Origin of the sequence: Candidatus Methylobacter favarea (genome assembly GCF_902806695.1) — a bacterium.
GTDB classification, from domain to species: Bacteria; Pseudomonadota; Gammaproteobacteria; order Methylococcales; family Methylomonadaceae; genus Methylobacter_B; species Methylobacter_B favarea.
The window spans coordinates 29,071-43,900 of record NZ_CADCXN010000057.1; the positions used below are offsets into that span (position 1 = coordinate 29,071).

The following is a 14,830-nucleotide window of genomic DNA, read 5'->3' on the forward strand; positions in this document are numbered from 1 at the left end:
GGCATACAGACGGCCCCAAATATCTTTCAAATATATCAAATAATACCTGTAATTAAAGGGCTGTTTTCTGTTGATAACTCAGCGAAAGGCGCAAAAGGCTAAAAGCATATTATGACAATGATAATTACTTGACAGGTACTAGGTTATTTAATAAGATAAGATAACGTAAAAAGTAATACGTTATTTTATCTTATCATTTGTGGGGAATTAAGGCTATGGGGCGCAAGGCATTACATACTCAAGAGCAAGTTTTTCAAGCGGCTGATATGTTGGCGGCAAATGGCATAGAGGTCACACCTACTGCGTTACGTGACGCATTAGGTGGCGGTAGTCTGACGACTATTTATAAACATATTGATGCTTGGCAAGAAACCAGGCGAGCCGCACCTTCGCCCTTTATTCTTGAAATGCCGGATAGTGTCAAAGCTGCCTTTTCTCAATGTTGGCAAGCCGCCGCCAGTGAAGCAGGCAAAGAAATCGCCGCCATCCGGGAGAAGGCCGACGCTGAAATCAAGAGCACCAAAAGACGTTTAGATGAAGCGGTATCCGCAATTGAGCAGCTAGAAAGCGAAGGCGAAGCCGATAATGCAAAACTTGAGAAAGCGGAAGCCGATCTTGCCGCAGCTCTCGCGGCTTCACAAGAGACAGCCAAGGAATCGGCGGCACGGGAAGCCGCTTTATCCGCTACCGCAGATCAGATGCGGCAACAGATCGAGGCACAGCAAGCGGAGCTTAGTCGCGTCCATGCTGAGATTGACACTACACGCAGCCAACACGCAGCAGAAATAACCAGACTTACCGCTGACTTTACCCGGCAACTGGCCGAACAAGTTTCGGCCTTACATGCCGCCCAGTCCGAAACTGAGCGACTACGCGAGCAACTTGCGGATGCGGGTCAAAAACTCGATGAGGCCAACATTCGCGAACGGGGGAAGATCGAAGAAGCGGCGGCGGCCAAGGCCGATGCTATGCGGTTTGCGGACCAACTCAAAGACACCAAGACACGAAGCGCCGAGGTGATTGGTAGGCTTGAGAAAGGGAAACAGGATTTAGAAGCTGAGTTAATTGCAGTTAGAAAAGAATCCCGCGAACTCTCAGCTCAACTAAGCAGAACGACCGGCGAACTTGATGCGCTACGCTCACAAGTCGCTGGTCAAAACGAGCTAATCAAAAGCTTTGCTACTAAGGAAAAGACCAAATAAAAAGCAGTGTCCGCCCTATTTTGACAGGCCAAAACGCTTGACAAGATAGGGCAATATCGGGATAATAAGCGCATGGTTTCAAGGCGTTCCGCCTGAAACCGTTAAAAGGCCGGGCAATTCCGCCAGGGCCACTTTGCCGGAGGTATCCGATGTTTCAATTTTATCCTACTCCTTTATCGTTAGCGTCCAAAGCGCTTGCCAAATTTAAGTCTCATAAATATTTACGCATATTGGAGCCAAGCGCCGGGCGAGGCGATCTACTTGCGCCATTACTCGATACTTGCAATCACCGTTATTCATCATTTAACACTAACAAGATCGATTGTATTGAGATCGACCTAGAGAATCAGGCGGTATTGCGTAGTAAAGGGGTAAATGTCATCGACAGCGATTTTTTGACATTTACCGGGGCTGGAATGTACAGCCATATTATTTTAAATCCACCGTTCCAAAATGGGGATTCTCATCTTATCAAAGCGTTTGATTTGCTGGTTGATGGTGAACTGGTGGCAATCCTAAATGCTGAAACTATTCGTAACCCGCACACAACCAAGCGTAAACTTATTTGCAAATGGATTGAAGAGCACGGATCGGTTGAATTTCTTACCGAGGCCTTCCTTGATCCCGATACCAAGCGCAAAACCCCTGTTGAGGTTGCCTTGATATGGTTGCAAAAAAAGGTCGATGTAAAACAAAGTTTCGTTCACGGCCTTGAAGTGGAACGAGTGGCTGAACTTGATTACACAGAAAAGAACGGTCTTGCACTTCGACAAAACACGATCAGTAATGCCGTGGCGGTATTTAATGCTGGTGTCCGTGCGCTAAAGGCCGCCGAGATAGCGAGAGAAGAGGCGGATTATTACGGGCGTTTATTGGGCCGTCCATTAAACGAACTACACAAAACTACGCAAGATGGCGAAATCGTTGCTATCCAAGAACGATTTAATAAAGGGTATGATGATCTTAAACAACGCGCATGGACTAATGTTCTTCATTCCACTGAATTCAATAAATATTTGTCTCATAAGGCATACCAGCGGCTGGTTACAGAGTTTGAGCAGATTTCTAAGTTATCGTTTACAGAATCAAACATTAGAGGATTTCTTATTGGTTTGGTTAATAGCCAGGGCGATATGAATATGCAAATGTTGCTTGATTGTTTTGATGAAATAACTAAGTATCGCCCGGATAATCGCGCTTATTACAAAGGGTGGAAATCGAACGAAAAGCATAGAGAGCTGGCCTATCGCGTCAAAATGACGCGGTTCATTATTCCGGTGCGTAACAGTTATGGCATAGGCCCGAGCTGGGACGATCTTAAACGGTTGCAGGATTTTGATAAAACCTTTGCCATGTTGGACGGCAAAGCGCAATGTAATTATGGGCTGCACGACTTATTTCAAAGCATGCCAGATGGTTTAAGGCGTAGTGACCGAATGACAACCGATTATTTTGATGTTCGGTGGTATCGGCAAGCGGGAACTGTCCATTTCTATCCACGAGACAAGAAAATTATTGATCGTTTGAATAGGATGGTTGGCCGTCATCGACAATGGTTGCCAAACGATGAGAATGCAGCAACCAAAGCGTTTTGGAACCATTACGAAAAGGCTGAAACAATCACGAATGCAATGCTATTGCCCGCGCTTCGTTGGGGTAATCATTCCGATGAGCAACTGGAGAAGGCACACACCGAAATCGGCGGAAGGCTGCTCGACTCCATTGCGCATGTCTGAGTAGTAGCGACACCTGCATAGTGGTGCGGCTGCCGGGAGAGTTCGGCACAGAATATTATTTAGGCGTTTTATTGGTGACAAAATCCGGACGCCGACGAGCTGGCCGTGTCACCAGTGTGGCACTGGTGACAGGCTGCGCCCGGATCGGGACCAGCGCCGGGCGGTTGCTGTCACCAAGCCGCCGAGTGATGACAGATCCCTGCGCCTGGCCGCGCGAATTTGTCACCATCTTAGACACATAGCATTTACGGAGCTTTTAAAATGAATGTAATCATATTAGGCATTATTGTTTTATCAGTCGCGATATTGAGCCCTTTTTTATTTGCAAAATGGACAGATGAACCGCGAACCAGGTCAATCATAACGTTATTTTTTGCCCTGGCGTTTTCCGGGTGGTTATATTACGCCTATTATGATGTTGACTACCCTGAATTGCTTTTGCGCGATTGCAAAGAGTGTCCAGGCTCTTCGCTTTGGAATATAGAGAGACTTTATTTTTGGTTATTGTTAAGTGCCGGTTGGCTTTGGTTGTCCGCCGCCTTCTTTGCGGTCTACAAATATATTGCAGATTAACCGGCGCATGGTGACAAGGCCTGGCGATCGATGCGCTTGATTTGTCACCATGCAATAAGGAGCGGCTACCGCCGCGCTGAGTTTAGATGTTGGGGTTTATCCGTGCCCAGGTGCATGGTGTAGCGTCTTAATGGGAAGGCTTGCGTAGTGTGCGACAGATTGCCAGAATGCCCGGCTTGCCCGGTCAAGGGGCTTTCGCGGCATAAACCGGTCGCTTCGCTCCCTATTTATTCCACGACCCCTTGACCGCGCCGGTCATCCTGCCTGCCTTTACGCACCGCAAGCCCTCGTCCCATTAAGACCGATGCAACCCCGAGCGCCGGGGTATTGCCACGGCTAACAAAAGGTGCGGCTACCGCCGCGCTATTTTAATTTCCCCGCATCCCTGAACCCTTAATCCCGATTGCAGGAACCGTGCCAAAGGCGCTGAAAAAAAGCTCATTCAAGGCAGTGAATTATTTTATTTTGACAAGCGAAAAAGCTTGACACGATAGGCCGAAATCAGGATAATAGGCTCATGGTTTCGGGAAGCCTCGAAACCATCCGAAGGCCGGGCAATTCCGCCAAGACCAGTTTTGAAAGGGGTTTTAAATGTCTTTGAATGATCAGCAAAAATTTTTAATTGATTCCGCCATTGAAGTTTTGGCCGGACTTTTCCAAAAAGGGGATTTACTGGCAACATCCCCTGATAGCGTAAAGAAATTTTGCCAGCTTCATCTTGGGCACTTGGAACACGAAGTTTTTGGGGTTTTGCTCCTGGATAATCAACATCGATTGATTGAGTTTGAAACTATGTTTCGCGGAACCATAGACGGCGCTAGTGTTTATCCTCGTGAGGTAGCAAAACAGGTTTTAAAATGCAATGCGGCGGCGGTAATTTTTTGTCACAATCATCCAAGTGGTATTTTAAGCGCGTCTGAGGCCGATAAACGCATTACGGATAAATTGAAGGAAGCGCTTAATTTATTCGACGTTCGCGTTCTCGATCATATTATCGTTTCTCATCTTGGTGCATTTAGTTTTGCAGAAAGCGGGCTTTTGTAGATAAGGTGGGAGAGGGGGCTATAAAGCCCCCTTTTTATATTATGTTTAGATATGCGCATCTATCTTGTCAAAAAGCCTGAGAGAGCGGATTTTAATTAGTGATGATTGTGAGGGTTTATTATGGAAAGTGTAGCTATTTATGATTTGGGCGGTTCATTACCGGCCTCCTTGGAGGCCTTTAGAAATAGGCCGTGCGCATTGCCGTTTAGTCATCCGGCGTATGTGCCGCCGACGCCGCAAGAAGTTGATCAATTGATAAAACTTAAAGGGTGGTCTCAAAGTGAATCTGCGGCGCTGGTGGGTGTTTCGTTCGGCAAAAAAGGATCGTCCACGATACGGAAATGGCGAGCTGACAAAGAGGCCGATATTGCGCGACCTATTCCTTATTCGGCGTGGCGATTACTCCTTATTTATGCGGGTGTTGTGTCTGTTGATGATGGACTAGACGCGCTTACCAGGCTTAAAACCGGATGAGTATTAGAAGCATAAGGCGAGGGTGATTTATTTTATTTTGACAAGCGAAAAAGCTTGACGAGATAGGCAAAAATCAGGATAATAAATTCATGGTTTCGGGAAGCCTTGAAACCATCGAAGGCCGGGCAATTCCGCCAAGGCCACTTTGCCGGAGGTATCCGATGACAACTCAAGCACCAGATTTATTCGATTATGAATGGCTAGAAGACTCCAAAACCGGGCAATTTAGCCGTGTTGCTATTGGTAATGAAGATTCAACCTGGAGATGCAATACTTGCGGCCAGGGCGAGGCCGATCCGTATGAGTATGGTTGCGACAACTGCGGCGCAGAAGCGGACGCCTACTAATCAAGATTCTGCGAAAAGGGACTTTCGCAACATTTCAACAAAGGCCGGGCAATCCCGCCAGGGCCATTTTGCCGGAGGTATCCGATGTTTAAATTATTTCAGTCCAGCCAGAACTATGGCGCACATAAAAAACCTACCGAGTTTCACCCGGCACCGCTAGAGGTGAAGGCGGCGCAGGATGCGTGTTTTATTGCGCCGTTTGTTTCCAAGGCGCAAGGGGCGGCGATTGCTAACGCACTACGCGGCGAGAACAAAGAACGTGTTATGACGCAAATTATTTCGACTGCCACCGTGATCGAAACAATGGCTATATCACCAGAACAAGCCGGGTTGAATGATCGAGCCACGGTATATCTACACTATACATTGAGAAACTGGCATTGGTATATCACTGAGCGCGGCGGTGATGATAATAAGGTCTTTGGTTATGTGGTGCTAATTGGTGGCGGCCACGGGCGGGCGCATTTTATGGAAATTTCGATTAAAGCGTTACTTGCGCACGGTTGCACACTTGATTTGGCCTTTGCGCCTTGTTCGTTGTCCGAAGTGAAGCAACTGTATCGCATTCATTAAAGCAATAATTTTCGCGGGCGCGAAAATTATTGCATTCGTTAAAACGACGATTTAAGTTGAAACAATTTGATATACTTTCTTAGCCATTATTTTGATGCAAAACACATCCGTTTATTATCGAAATGTGGTTTATTCGGAAAAGGGGATAATTATGAGTGAATCATTAGCAGTTTATAGGGTTGCATCAGGCCAACTTAGCTTGCCGGGTATTTTTGAGCGGGCCTTTCAGCGTGTTAGCAGTGGGGCTATTGGTCGGGAAAGTCACGTTGTTGCGAATTTCGCCGCCACCGTGGTTGATTCGTCAAAAATCACTCTAGTACAGCTTTCGCAGTTATCCGACGACGACAAAGCGCTTTGTTTGTCGCTGATGGAGTATTGCTTGAATAACGATATAACCGAGGATCAGCGGAAGGCGGTTTTTAACGCCTTTGCACCGTTTGTTGATACACAGGCCAAAAAGAGACATTAAGTGCCTAAATACTTTGGCTATTTACGGGTTTCGACTGACGGGCAAGATGTTGCGAGTCAGAAACTTGGTTTATTGGAATATGCGAATAAGCATGGGTTTGCCCCTATGGAGTTGATTGCCGAGACAGTTAGCCGGGCGACTGACTGGCAATCTCGTGAACTAGGCGGATTGTTAGATAGGGCGGAGCAGGGGGATGTTATTCTGACGCCGGAATTTACGCGATTAGCGGCCACTCCCGGCCAGGTCTTCACATTTCTGGAGGCGGCCAGTAAAAAAGGGGTTATTGTACATATTACCAAAACCAACACCATCATGGATGGATCGATGCAAAGCCAGTTATTGGCGTCTGTATTCTCAATGGCATCCATGATTGAGCTTTCGTTTATTCGAGCGAGAACAACGGAGGGGTTGCAGAGGGCAAGAAACGCCGGTAAGCGTCTTGGCCGCCCCGTGGGCAGCCAAGGGCGATTGAAATTGGACGATCAAGAGAACGTTATTCGTGGCTATCTTGCAATTGGCTTGCCTAAGCGCAAGATAGCGCTGGCTTTAGGCGTGTCTTACAATACATTGGCTCGATTCATTGAGCGAAAGAAACTTAAGGCCGGGCCTGATCCGGGCGCAAATTAGGAGGCGTTATGACCGACAATCGTAATAATGTTGTGAAGTTCCCGCAGGGGAAAAAGGCGGCGCCTGTTGCCCCGCTCGATACTTCCAAAATAAAACAAGCAATCATTCCCAGGGGTTCGACTGTTAAAGCGGTTCTGGCATGGCTCTGGCTGATTGTAAGGTTGCCGGTCTTTCTAGTGATGTACTGGCTACGGTTGCCGGTGATCTTTTTGTGTAATCTGGTATCCGTGCCGCTGTTGCTGGTTTGGTTATTTGCATGGTATGCGTTTCCCGATAAACCTCACATGGTTTGGAGTTTTGGCATTATGAGTTTTCTGGCCTTCGCTATTGCATGGCTATATGACTTTGTTTTGATGGCAATATCGCCACAAGACATGTTTAGGTCGCTTTAGGCTGGCGAACCCCAAAATCAAAAAAACAAGATTTGTCCACATCGATTCGCGGGGGGGCTTTCCATTCTGCCCCCGAAAAAGCGAATCGTTGTGGGCAAATCGTCCTCCTTATTGGTGACGGTATTCGCTCGGTGCCGCTGCTGGTTGATTCACCCCCACGGGCGTGGGGAACATAAGCGGACCATTCTGGCCGACCGTGCCGCTACCGGTTCATCCCCACGGGCGTGGGGAACATACTCTATTTATTCCGCATTTGCCGCCGCCGTTCCACGGGCGGCCTGTCACAAACCATTTATTAGCCATACCGTGGCGCATGATGCGATTATTGCTGTAAACGCATGCTCGAAAAGCCTTATCCACGTGGATCGTCGGAATTCCTTTGCCGCCGCCCTTAGTGATTTACCCAAGTCCGCCGCTTTATCCGATGCTTCGGACCGGAAGGCCATTCGCGCGGCTTCTTGCATGGCCGCGCGTTGATCTTCGGTTGTTTTGCTATACACTTCGACGGTTTTGCGTTCGAGGTATTCAGTTAATTCCGTCTTTGCTTGTTCGGTGAATGCCGTTACTGCCATCCGGTATCTATCCCCGGCGTCTTCAAGCGTTTTAATGCTTTCTGTTAAGCTGGTTTCCGCCCCGGACACCAGGGCGGGTAATGCCTCGACACGCGCAAGGAGCTGATCCAGGTCGCCTAGTGCCTCCGCAATTAACGCTTCTCGTGCTGTTCGCGGGCCTTTGTTCATTGCGATGCCTATTTGAACAGTATTTTAAAGACTGCATCCAGATTCTTGTTTGCGGTCGTTGCTAAGCGTTTTAAGGCGACCATTTTAATGCAGAAATCCTTTTCGTCCTCGTTTGTTGCTTCCCGGAGCCTTGCGCGGTAATCGGTTTCGTCTGCGGTTATGTCGCCAAGGGACTTGCCGACTGCTTTCAACCGTTCGAACACTTCGTTTGAGTAAATCACCGATTCTGGTTTAACGATGAATGACTTTTCTGATTCGGCCAGGCCGAACAGTGCTGCGAACTCGTCTGTTACCGACTCATCAACCTCGACTTTATTGAATACCATCCGTATCCGCTTTTTGTCGATGCCGATTTTTTGTAATGCGCGGATCGTGTTCACAGTATCCGCTTGGACTTTCTTTTCTTTTACTGCGGGCACTACGAAAAAATCGAACTCTTCATGTGATCCATCGTACTGCTGCATTAGTTTTAGAAAATCCTCAACATTGGATGCCCCTACATCAACGATTGCGGTATCAAGTGGCATGATTTCATCGATCAGTTCGCCGAACTTCTTACCTTTCATTTTTTCCACTTCGAGGCCGTCCGCGTCCGCTCCCATGTTGATTGATTCAATTGAGTAGATTTGCGCGTCACCCATGCGAGGTTTTAATAAATGCCCGGCCACGGTGGTTTTGCCAACGTTGCCACTGAAATTTAATACTGCTACTTTCATTTCTTGCTCCTTTTTCCAAATTTGGCTAATGCCGCGAGATCGGGTGTATTCCCGATGATTTCATCTAAATCGGCTGGATTGCTTGAACCTACTACGGTCGGTTCGGTGTTCTCTTCTGCTGGAGGTGTTACCGGCGCTGATGCTGGCTTTGTCAGTTTGGCTTTTCCCGTTACCCCTTTGCCGCGTTGTTTTCGTATTCGTTTGAGTGTTGTTGCGAATGTTGCCATTGAAATATCGAGGCCGTTTTGTTGCAGCACATCAACCACGGTTGCCCGCCGTACACCTGCCGCCAGGGCGGTTTCCACGTCTTCTATTACGTCTCGTAATCGTGCTGCTTTTGAGCGATGTTTATCATCACTGGCAAGCGCCCGGAGTTTTTGGGTGATTGCGTTTTTGTCCATTCTATAGGCTTGGTATGTTGTTAGCGTCCTCATTATGTACCCTTTTTGCTCTCTATTCAACGTCTCTTATCATCCTTTTGTATAAAATGTGTATGGCACTTGTGCCATACGTGTTCTTTATACGTACCATTTGCGTACCACAAATGTTAAAAAGAAAGAGGGGGGTTGGGACTAGGGCAGGATAGGCATTCATGCCGCAGTCTGGTACACTATGTACCATAATGTACCCTTTTACCCCCCCCTTTTTTTTCTCTTTATTTGTGGAGCAAACGGTATGAGCGTGATAACAGACGTTGAGGTATTGGCCGACCAATTGCCCGCATTGATTGCGGCGCAAAAAGCGGAGCTGATGGTTAAACAAAATGAAATGAATGCCTTGAAACAAGCGGGACTCATATACGCCAATGAACATTGGCGCTCAGGCAAATACCTGTACCTGATTTACCCAAGCAAGGACGGACAGCGAGAACGTAAATATGTTGGCGCGGACCCGGCCAAGATTGATGAGGCGAAGGCCTCTATTCGGCGGGCGAAGGAATATGATCGACTTGCGGCGGAGCTGATGGTTATCGAACAGGCATTATTAAACGGACGTATGCGGTTGCGTGATGCTGTTTCGTGTCTATCTGGAAAACGCCAGTGGTGACAATCCAGGTGCATCGATCGCCAGGCCTTGTCACCATGCGCCGGTATCAGCAAATGGTGACAGATTCGCGCGGCCAGGCACGGGGATCTGTCATCACTCGGCGGCTTGGTGACAGCGACCGCCCGGCGCTGGTCCCGATCCGGGCGCAGCCTGTCACCAGTGCGGCACTGGTGACACGGCCAGCTCGCCGGCGTCCGGATTTTGTCACCAATACGAGGGCTTATTATGGCTGTACTAAAAACAACTGTTGATAATGATACTAAAGAGCGGTTTCATGAGATTGCCTTATCTCAAGGAATGACCGAAGCAGAGTTATTGCGGTCTGTTGTGTTAATGTTGGTTGATCAGCAAGAGGTAAGCGCCGATGCTATTGTGCTTCGCCCCGATAACACAAAATCTAGCCGTATTACCGTTGGCATACCGGGTTTTTTGGTGGATGCGGTTAAGACGCGAGCCAGCTCTAAGGGTATGGCCGTTAGCCGGTGGGTGGCGGCCTTGGTGCAATCGAATGTTACCGGTCAGCCTGTCATGACCGACAAAGAGCTTCTGGCATTACAAGCCAGCGGTCGCGAGTTGGCGGCCATTGGCCGCAACGTCAACCAGATAGCCAAAGCGTTAAATATTGCCTTTGAAGATACCGACCGGGTGAAACTCAAGTTGTTATCCGAATTGAGCCAGGTTATTGATGATAACCGGTCTGTGATTCGTGCTTTAGTGCGAACCAGTCAAAATGCGTGGGATGCGGACTAATGGCGTTAATTGAGTCAGAGCTTAACAAGGCGTTGCAATCATCGGTCAAACGGAAGGCGAACCGAACCCAAAAACTTAAAGCAAAGGCAAAGCGCGTCAGTCGTGGTGCAACCGAAGTCATGGTAAAGATTACCGGTTTTGGAAAGGGTGCCGGGCACGTAAAAGCCCATCTTGATTACATCACTCGCAATGGGAAGCTTGAATTAGAAAATGACCGAGGCGAAGTAATGACCGGCAAAGCCGAGGTTAAGGATTTCTTCAAAGATTGGGAAAAGGACTTTGGCGATAGCAAGCGACACAAGAACCAGCGCGATACGATGCACATGGTGTTATCGATGCCGGAAGGCACTGATGAGCTATCCGTCAAGAATGCCGTGCGCGAGTTTGCGCGAGCGACATTTGGAAGGAATCATGAATATGTTTTTGCCCATCATACCGATGAGCCGCATCCGCACTGTCATCTAACCGTCAAATGTCTTGGTTTCGATGGTAAACGGTTGAATCCGCGCAAGGCCGATTTACAACGATGGAGGGAGGGGTTTGCTGAGCATCTGCGGGATCAAGGCGTAGACGCCGAGGCGACCCCGCGTGGTAGTCGTGGTGTAGTGAAGAAGGCGGATCGTAGCGTAGTACGCCACATTGAGCGTGGCGACAAGACCCATAAACCACGCGTCCCTAAAGTGAAAGCGGCTCAAGTCAAGGAGGCCTCCGACCAACTTAGCCAAGATATTGCCGCCGAGACCAACGGTTTGCCGGTGGATGCTAAACCGTGGGAAAAGATTTTATTATCTCAACAGAAGCAAATCCGCCGCGCCTGGTTGTCGGCGGCTGAGGCACTAGAGAACGAGAATCCCCGATTAACTTTTAATAATAAGGAGCCTGTCAATGAACGACCCAACTATGACCGAATCAACACAGATCGAGCGCGAGCCATCCAGCGAGCTGCCGCTGTATATCAGTCCAATCTTGAGAAATCTGGACAGTCGGCACCGCCCGGAACCCTCCCCGGCCTGCGAAACTTGTCCCGCGTCAGTATGGTTCAACACGCACGATCAACTAAAATGCTTTTGCAGCCGGATGCACCTGATCGTATGGGACGGCAACGAACCGCCGATCTTGACTTGCGACGGTCGGGAATTGGCGCTTCTCGCACTGTTAGAAGCGCAATAGTGATGAAATGGGATAAAGAGGTTGCCGTTGAGAATAAAGCGCTTGCAGCGCAAATTCGCGACTTTGTTGATGCGTTGCCGCGCGTCGATAAGGCGGCGGATTTACCTACGGCGCAAAATCTTCTAAAACGTGATCTTAGACAGCGGTTCACTAAACAGGCTGAAGCTGTTCAATCTGTTACTACTGGCGTCCAAGCCGCAAATGAGCAAAAAAAAGGCGCGGATCAAGCCGCGCCGAGGTCGGTAGGTAAGGATGTCGAGCGGTAAGTTGTTAGGTCTTTGTCGGCGTTATAGCGATTTCCACCCGGCGATTTAACGCCCTTCCCTGCTTGGTGTTATTGGGGGCAATGGACTAGCGGGAGCATTTGAACAGAAACTTACGCTTTGGGTAAACAAGGAATGCTAATTTTATAAAAAAACAATGTTTTATATCCTCCACAAACACCGCGAATTTGATTGTTTATGGAACAAGTAACTTTAAATATATCTTATTGATAAGGCTAAAAAATAAATCGTAACCGTAATTCTTTGTTCAAATGCTCCCGCCAGTCCTAATTGCCTACTCTGCAAAAGGACATCCGTGTGAAAGCGTGCTTACGTTTGACAAGAAGGCCGCAAAATTTGCTGGGTTTGAGCTGATTAAATAAAGTTTCTTGCGGGCATTCATTAATTAAGCGTAACTAAATATAGCGGATATTTAGTACGGACATGCATAAGCTCTAAGTGTGTCACTTTTCAAAGTCGATGTCAGCAGTAATCAGCCTGAGCCCGCGTAGAATATCGATGAATGCAAATTAAATTGTCATAGTCGATGTCAATAGTATTCAAACCCGATGTCATCATGTTGCAAATTGTCGAAGTCGACGTCAGCACATCGCAAAAATGGGTACACCTAGTTGCATGAGTGCGGACCACTCGGTAGAACAGAAATTTGTAACCAACTGCATGAATGGGTTGTCGCGAAAATTGAAAGTTCTGCGACAATCAGGCAACCTCAGTAAAATCAACATTTTTTATGTCGCAAAAATATGGTGCGAAAGTACATATTTTCGATACACTTTTGCGACATTACTTTTTGAGTTTTAAGCTTCATCCCCAAATGTCCCGCTGACGTCGACTATGACAATCTGCTGACACCGACTTTGAAAAGTGACAATTGAAGGCCGCGCTATAACGTCCCAGTACGAAACCGACCGGTTTCGGACAGTCTTTAAACCCTATGTAGGGTTATTCTGCATAAAGGTACCTAACGCACCATAGGATTTCAAAAATATATTTTCCAGCACCGTTGGAGATTTTTTCATCAACTATTTTCGGAATCTTGGGGGCCGAGAGCGGTAAATGTCTCTAAGACTCTGTTTTTAATTCGCGTTGCCTAGCGTTGCACAAACGTTCATTTGCGCAACACAGCGAATCTTTATGTCGCTTGTGGCTTCCATGATGCACCAACCTATTAAATAATTAAACATTAACGCCATAGGTTTGGGCAACTATTATACGCATCGGATAGCAGCCATTTTATTGCCGCATGGGGGACACTTTTTTAATAAAATTTGGTGGCCGTAAAATCATCGGCAAATATGGCTATGAAAGGGTTTTCAGCAAATCCTATGGGGCGGTACCTACCTTTATGTAGAATAATTCTATCTTGCAATTTCGATATGACCCTAATCATGAAGGAATACTCAAATGACAAAAAAACCGCATCCTCACGGCACAGCGCCTATACCTTCCAGCATTTACCCGACCTGGGCGCCTGCCGTTAAAGATGCCGTCGGTACGGCATTAGGTTCTTCATGCGTATGGTTTACGGTGGCGCAAGGCATCGTTACTGAAGTTTATTATCCGCGGGTGGATATTCCTCAGTTAAAAGATTTAGGTTTCATTGTTGCTAACGGCAGAGATTTCTGGATCGAGATACGCAGGCTCAACGACTATTCGGTGGCTTGGCAAGATGATGTCGTCCCGGCAATAACTGTCATTCATCACCATGGCCGTTTTACACTGACCCTGAAAATATGCGTCGATCCCGAACGTGATGTGCTGGTGGTCGACTTTATATTAAAAGGCGATGCAGATCTGCAGCTCTATCTATTGGCAGCCCCTCGGCTTGGCGAGGATGCGGCTAATAACCAGGCATGGACGGAGGAATGGGAAGGTCATTCCTTATTATGGGCTGAACAGGGACCGTTCGGAATGGCTTTGGTCGCAGTCGACCGCGACGGCCGTCCGGCGTTACAGCAACGGTCAGTTGGATTAGTCGGTAACAGCGATGGCTGGCAGGATTTTAAACGCAATAATGCGATGACCTGGCATTATGCCCACGCCGGACCCGGCGAAGTGGCGCTGACTGCCCAATTACCCTGTAGCGGAACATTGGCTATGGGGCTTTCCGCCAGCCGTGAAGCTGCTGCGACCCTGGCATTGCAAACACTGGCGTCCGGCTTTGATGCATTATGGATTGAATACTGCCAAGGTTGGCAGCAATGGCTGAAGACCCTGCATTGGCCGGCAAAATTAGACGATCTGCTCGACTCTAAAACACTGACACTATTGCATCGATCGGCAGCAGTGATAAAAACGCATGAAGACCATACCTTTCCCGGCGCTTTTATTGCCAGCTTATCGGTGCCTTGGGGCGAAGCCAGCACCAGCCGGGGCGGCTACCATTTAGTATGGTCGCGCGATTTGGTCGAAACAACGGGCGCATTATTGGCGCTTGGCGATACTGGCGACGCAAAGCGAAGCTTGATTTACCTGATGTCGACTCAGCAAGCCGATGGTCATTGGCTGCAAAACCAATGGTTAGGTGGCAAGCCTTTCTGGCAGGGCATTCAGCTTGATGAAACGGCGTTTCCGGTACTGCTTGCCAGCGCCTTGGCCGAGCGCAATGCGCTGGGTGAAATACGAGTCAATGATATGGTGCGCCGCGCATTGAGCTTCATCGTTCGCGAAGGGCCGACAACGGCTC

General features: G+C 48.1%; 16 protein-coding genes. 13 read left to right on the plus strand and 3 right to left on the minus strand.

Annotated features, from left to right (window positions below; genetic code table 11):
- Positions 1 to 215 precede the first annotated feature (215 nt).
- From HUX64_RS07910 to HUX64_RS07950, 9 genes are all read left to right on the plus strand, one after another.
- Positions 216 to 1,202, plus strand: coding sequence for a DNA-binding protein (locus tag HUX64_RS07910; protein WP_174625694.1), 987 nt, complete (start codon positions 216 to 218; stop codon positions 1,200 to 1,202).
- A gap of 149 nt (positions 1,203 to 1,351) precedes the next feature.
- Positions 1,352 to 2,938, plus strand: a complete 1,587-nt coding sequence (locus HUX64_RS07915) for a class I SAM-dependent methyltransferase (RefSeq protein ID WP_174625695.1) — start codon at positions 1,352 to 1,354, stop codon at positions 2,936 to 2,938.
- A gap of 1,164 nt (positions 2,939 to 4,102) precedes the next feature.
- Positions 4,103 to 4,555, plus strand: coding sequence for a JAB domain-containing protein (locus tag HUX64_RS07920; protein WP_174625696.1), 453 nt, complete (start codon positions 4,103 to 4,105; stop codon positions 4,553 to 4,555).
- Between the two features lie 120 nt (positions 4,556 to 4,675).
- Positions 4,676 to 5,029, plus strand: coding sequence for a helix-turn-helix domain-containing protein (locus tag HUX64_RS07925; RefSeq protein WP_174625697.1), 354 nt, complete (start codon positions 4,676 to 4,678; stop codon positions 5,027 to 5,029).
- Between the two features lie 161 nt (positions 5,030 to 5,190).
- Positions 5,191 to 5,376, plus strand: coding sequence for a hypothetical protein (locus HUX64_RS07930; protein WP_174625698.1), 186 nt, complete (start codon positions 5,191 to 5,193; stop codon positions 5,374 to 5,376).
- Positions 5,377 to 5,460: 84 nt separating this feature from the next.
- Positions 5,461 to 5,949 carry a hypothetical protein gene (locus HUX64_RS07935; protein ID WP_174625699.1) on the plus strand — a complete coding sequence of 163 codons (489 nt, stop codon included), beginning with the start codon at positions 5,461 to 5,463 and terminating at the stop codon, positions 5,947 to 5,949.
- 151 nt (positions 5,950 to 6,100) lie between these two features.
- On the plus strand, positions 6,101 to 6,418 hold the full coding sequence (locus tag HUX64_RS07940) for a hypothetical protein (protein ID WP_174625700.1): 318 nt from the start codon (positions 6,101 to 6,103) through the stop codon (positions 6,416 to 6,418).
- Entirely contained in the window at positions 6,419 to 7,045 is a 627-nt protein-coding gene (locus tag HUX64_RS07945) for a recombinase family protein (RefSeq protein WP_174625701.1), read from the plus strand.
- A gap of 8 nt (positions 7,046 to 7,053) precedes the next feature.
- Complete coding sequence (locus HUX64_RS07950) at positions 7,054 to 7,437, plus strand: hypothetical protein (protein WP_174625702.1); 384 nt, start codon at positions 7,054 to 7,056, stop codon at positions 7,435 to 7,437.
- Positions 7,438 to 7,718: 281 nt separating this feature from the next.
- On the opposite strand, the gene HUX64_RS07955 is transcribed toward HUX64_RS07950, so the two are convergent.
- Genes HUX64_RS07955 through HUX64_RS07965 form a run of 3 tightly spaced genes read right to left on the minus strand, consistent with a single transcriptional unit; the run spans position 7,719 to position 9,327 of the window.
- A complete protein-coding gene (locus tag HUX64_RS07955; RefSeq protein ID WP_174625703.1) occupies positions 7,719 to 8,177 on the minus strand; it encodes a hypothetical protein in 459 nt (152 codons plus the stop codon).
- 8 nt (positions 8,178 to 8,185) lie between these two features.
- The gene (gene stbB / locus HUX64_RS07960; RefSeq protein ID WP_174625704.1) at positions 8,186 to 8,893 is read right to left on the minus strand and encodes a StbB family protein; all 708 of its coding nucleotides are present in this window, start codon (positions 8,891 to 8,893) and stop codon (positions 8,186 to 8,188) included.
- Positions 8,890 to 9,327 (minus strand): hypothetical protein, encoded by a 438-nt coding sequence (locus HUX64_RS07965; RefSeq protein ID WP_217426466.1) that lies wholly within the window; start codon positions 9,325 to 9,327, stop codon positions 8,890 to 8,892. Before HUX64_RS07965 ends, stbB begins: the two co-directional genes overlap by 4 nt.
- 241 nt (positions 9,328 to 9,568) lie before the next feature.
- On the opposite strand from HUX64_RS07965, the gene HUX64_RS07970 reads away from it, so the two are divergent.
- From HUX64_RS07970 to HUX64_RS07985, 4 genes are all read left to right on the plus strand, one after another.
- The gene (locus tag HUX64_RS07970) at positions 9,569 to 9,940 is read left to right on the plus strand and encodes a hypothetical protein (protein ID WP_174625706.1); all 372 of its coding nucleotides are present in this window, start codon (positions 9,569 to 9,571) and stop codon (positions 9,938 to 9,940) included.
- Between the two features lie 225 nt (positions 9,941 to 10,165).
- Positions 10,166 to 10,690, plus strand: coding sequence for a plasmid mobilization relaxosome protein MobC (mobC, locus tag HUX64_RS07975; RefSeq protein ID WP_174625707.1), 525 nt, complete (start codon positions 10,166 to 10,168; stop codon positions 10,688 to 10,690).
- A complete protein-coding gene (locus tag HUX64_RS07980; RefSeq protein WP_174625708.1) occupies positions 10,675 to 12,126 on the plus strand; it encodes a relaxase/mobilization nuclease domain-containing protein in 1,452 nt (483 codons plus the stop codon). Before mobC ends, HUX64_RS07980 begins: the two co-directional genes overlap by 16 nt.
- A 1,422-nt stretch (positions 12,127 to 13,548) precedes the next feature.
- Positions 13,549 to 14,830: glycoside hydrolase family 15 protein (locus tag HUX64_RS07985; protein WP_217426467.1), on the plus strand; the 1,282-nt coding region annotated here is incomplete at its 3' end.

Excerpts from the sequence above, each read along its gene's own strand:
- HUX64_RS07910 (WP_174625694.1), top strand. The coding sequence starts at position 216 with ATGGGGCGCAAGGCATTACATACTCAAGAGCAAGTTTTTCAAGCGGCT.
- HUX64_RS07915 (WP_174625695.1), top strand. The coding sequence starts at position 1,352 with ATGTTTCAATTTTATCCTACTCCTTTATCGTTAGCGTCCAAAGCGCTT.
- HUX64_RS07920 (WP_174625696.1), top strand. The coding sequence starts at position 4,103 with ATGTCTTTGAATGATCAGCAAAAATTTTTAATTGATTCCGCCATTGAA.
- HUX64_RS07925 (WP_174625697.1), top strand. The coding sequence starts at position 4,676 with ATGGAAAGTGTAGCTATTTATGATTTGGGCGGTTCATTACCGGCCTCC.
- HUX64_RS07930 (WP_174625698.1), top strand. The coding sequence starts at position 5,191 with ATGACAACTCAAGCACCAGATTTATTCGATTATGAATGGCTAGAAGAC.
- HUX64_RS07935 (WP_174625699.1), top strand. The coding sequence starts at position 5,461 with ATGTTTAAATTATTTCAGTCCAGCCAGAACTATGGCGCACATAAAAAA.
- HUX64_RS07940 (WP_174625700.1), top strand. The coding sequence starts at position 6,101 with ATGAGTGAATCATTAGCAGTTTATAGGGTTGCATCAGGCCAACTTAGC.
- HUX64_RS07950 (WP_174625702.1), top strand. The coding sequence starts at position 7,054 with ATGACCGACAATCGTAATAATGTTGTGAAGTTCCCGCAGGGGAAAAAG.
- HUX64_RS07955 (WP_174625703.1), bottom strand. The coding sequence starts at position 8,177 with ATGAACAAAGGCCCGCGAACAGCACGAGAAGCGTTAATTGCGGAGGCA.
- stbB (WP_174625704.1), bottom strand. The coding sequence starts at position 8,893 with ATGAAAGTAGCAGTATTAAATTTCAGTGGCAACGTTGGCAAAACCACC.
- HUX64_RS07965 (WP_217426466.1), bottom strand. The coding sequence starts at position 9,327 with ATGAGGACGCTAACAACATACCAAGCCTATAGAATGGACAAAAACGCA.
- HUX64_RS07970 (WP_174625706.1), top strand. The coding sequence starts at position 9,569 with ATGAGCGTGATAACAGACGTTGAGGTATTGGCCGACCAATTGCCCGCA.
- mobC (WP_174625707.1), top strand. The coding sequence starts at position 10,166 with ATGGCTGTACTAAAAACAACTGTTGATAATGATACTAAAGAGCGGTTT.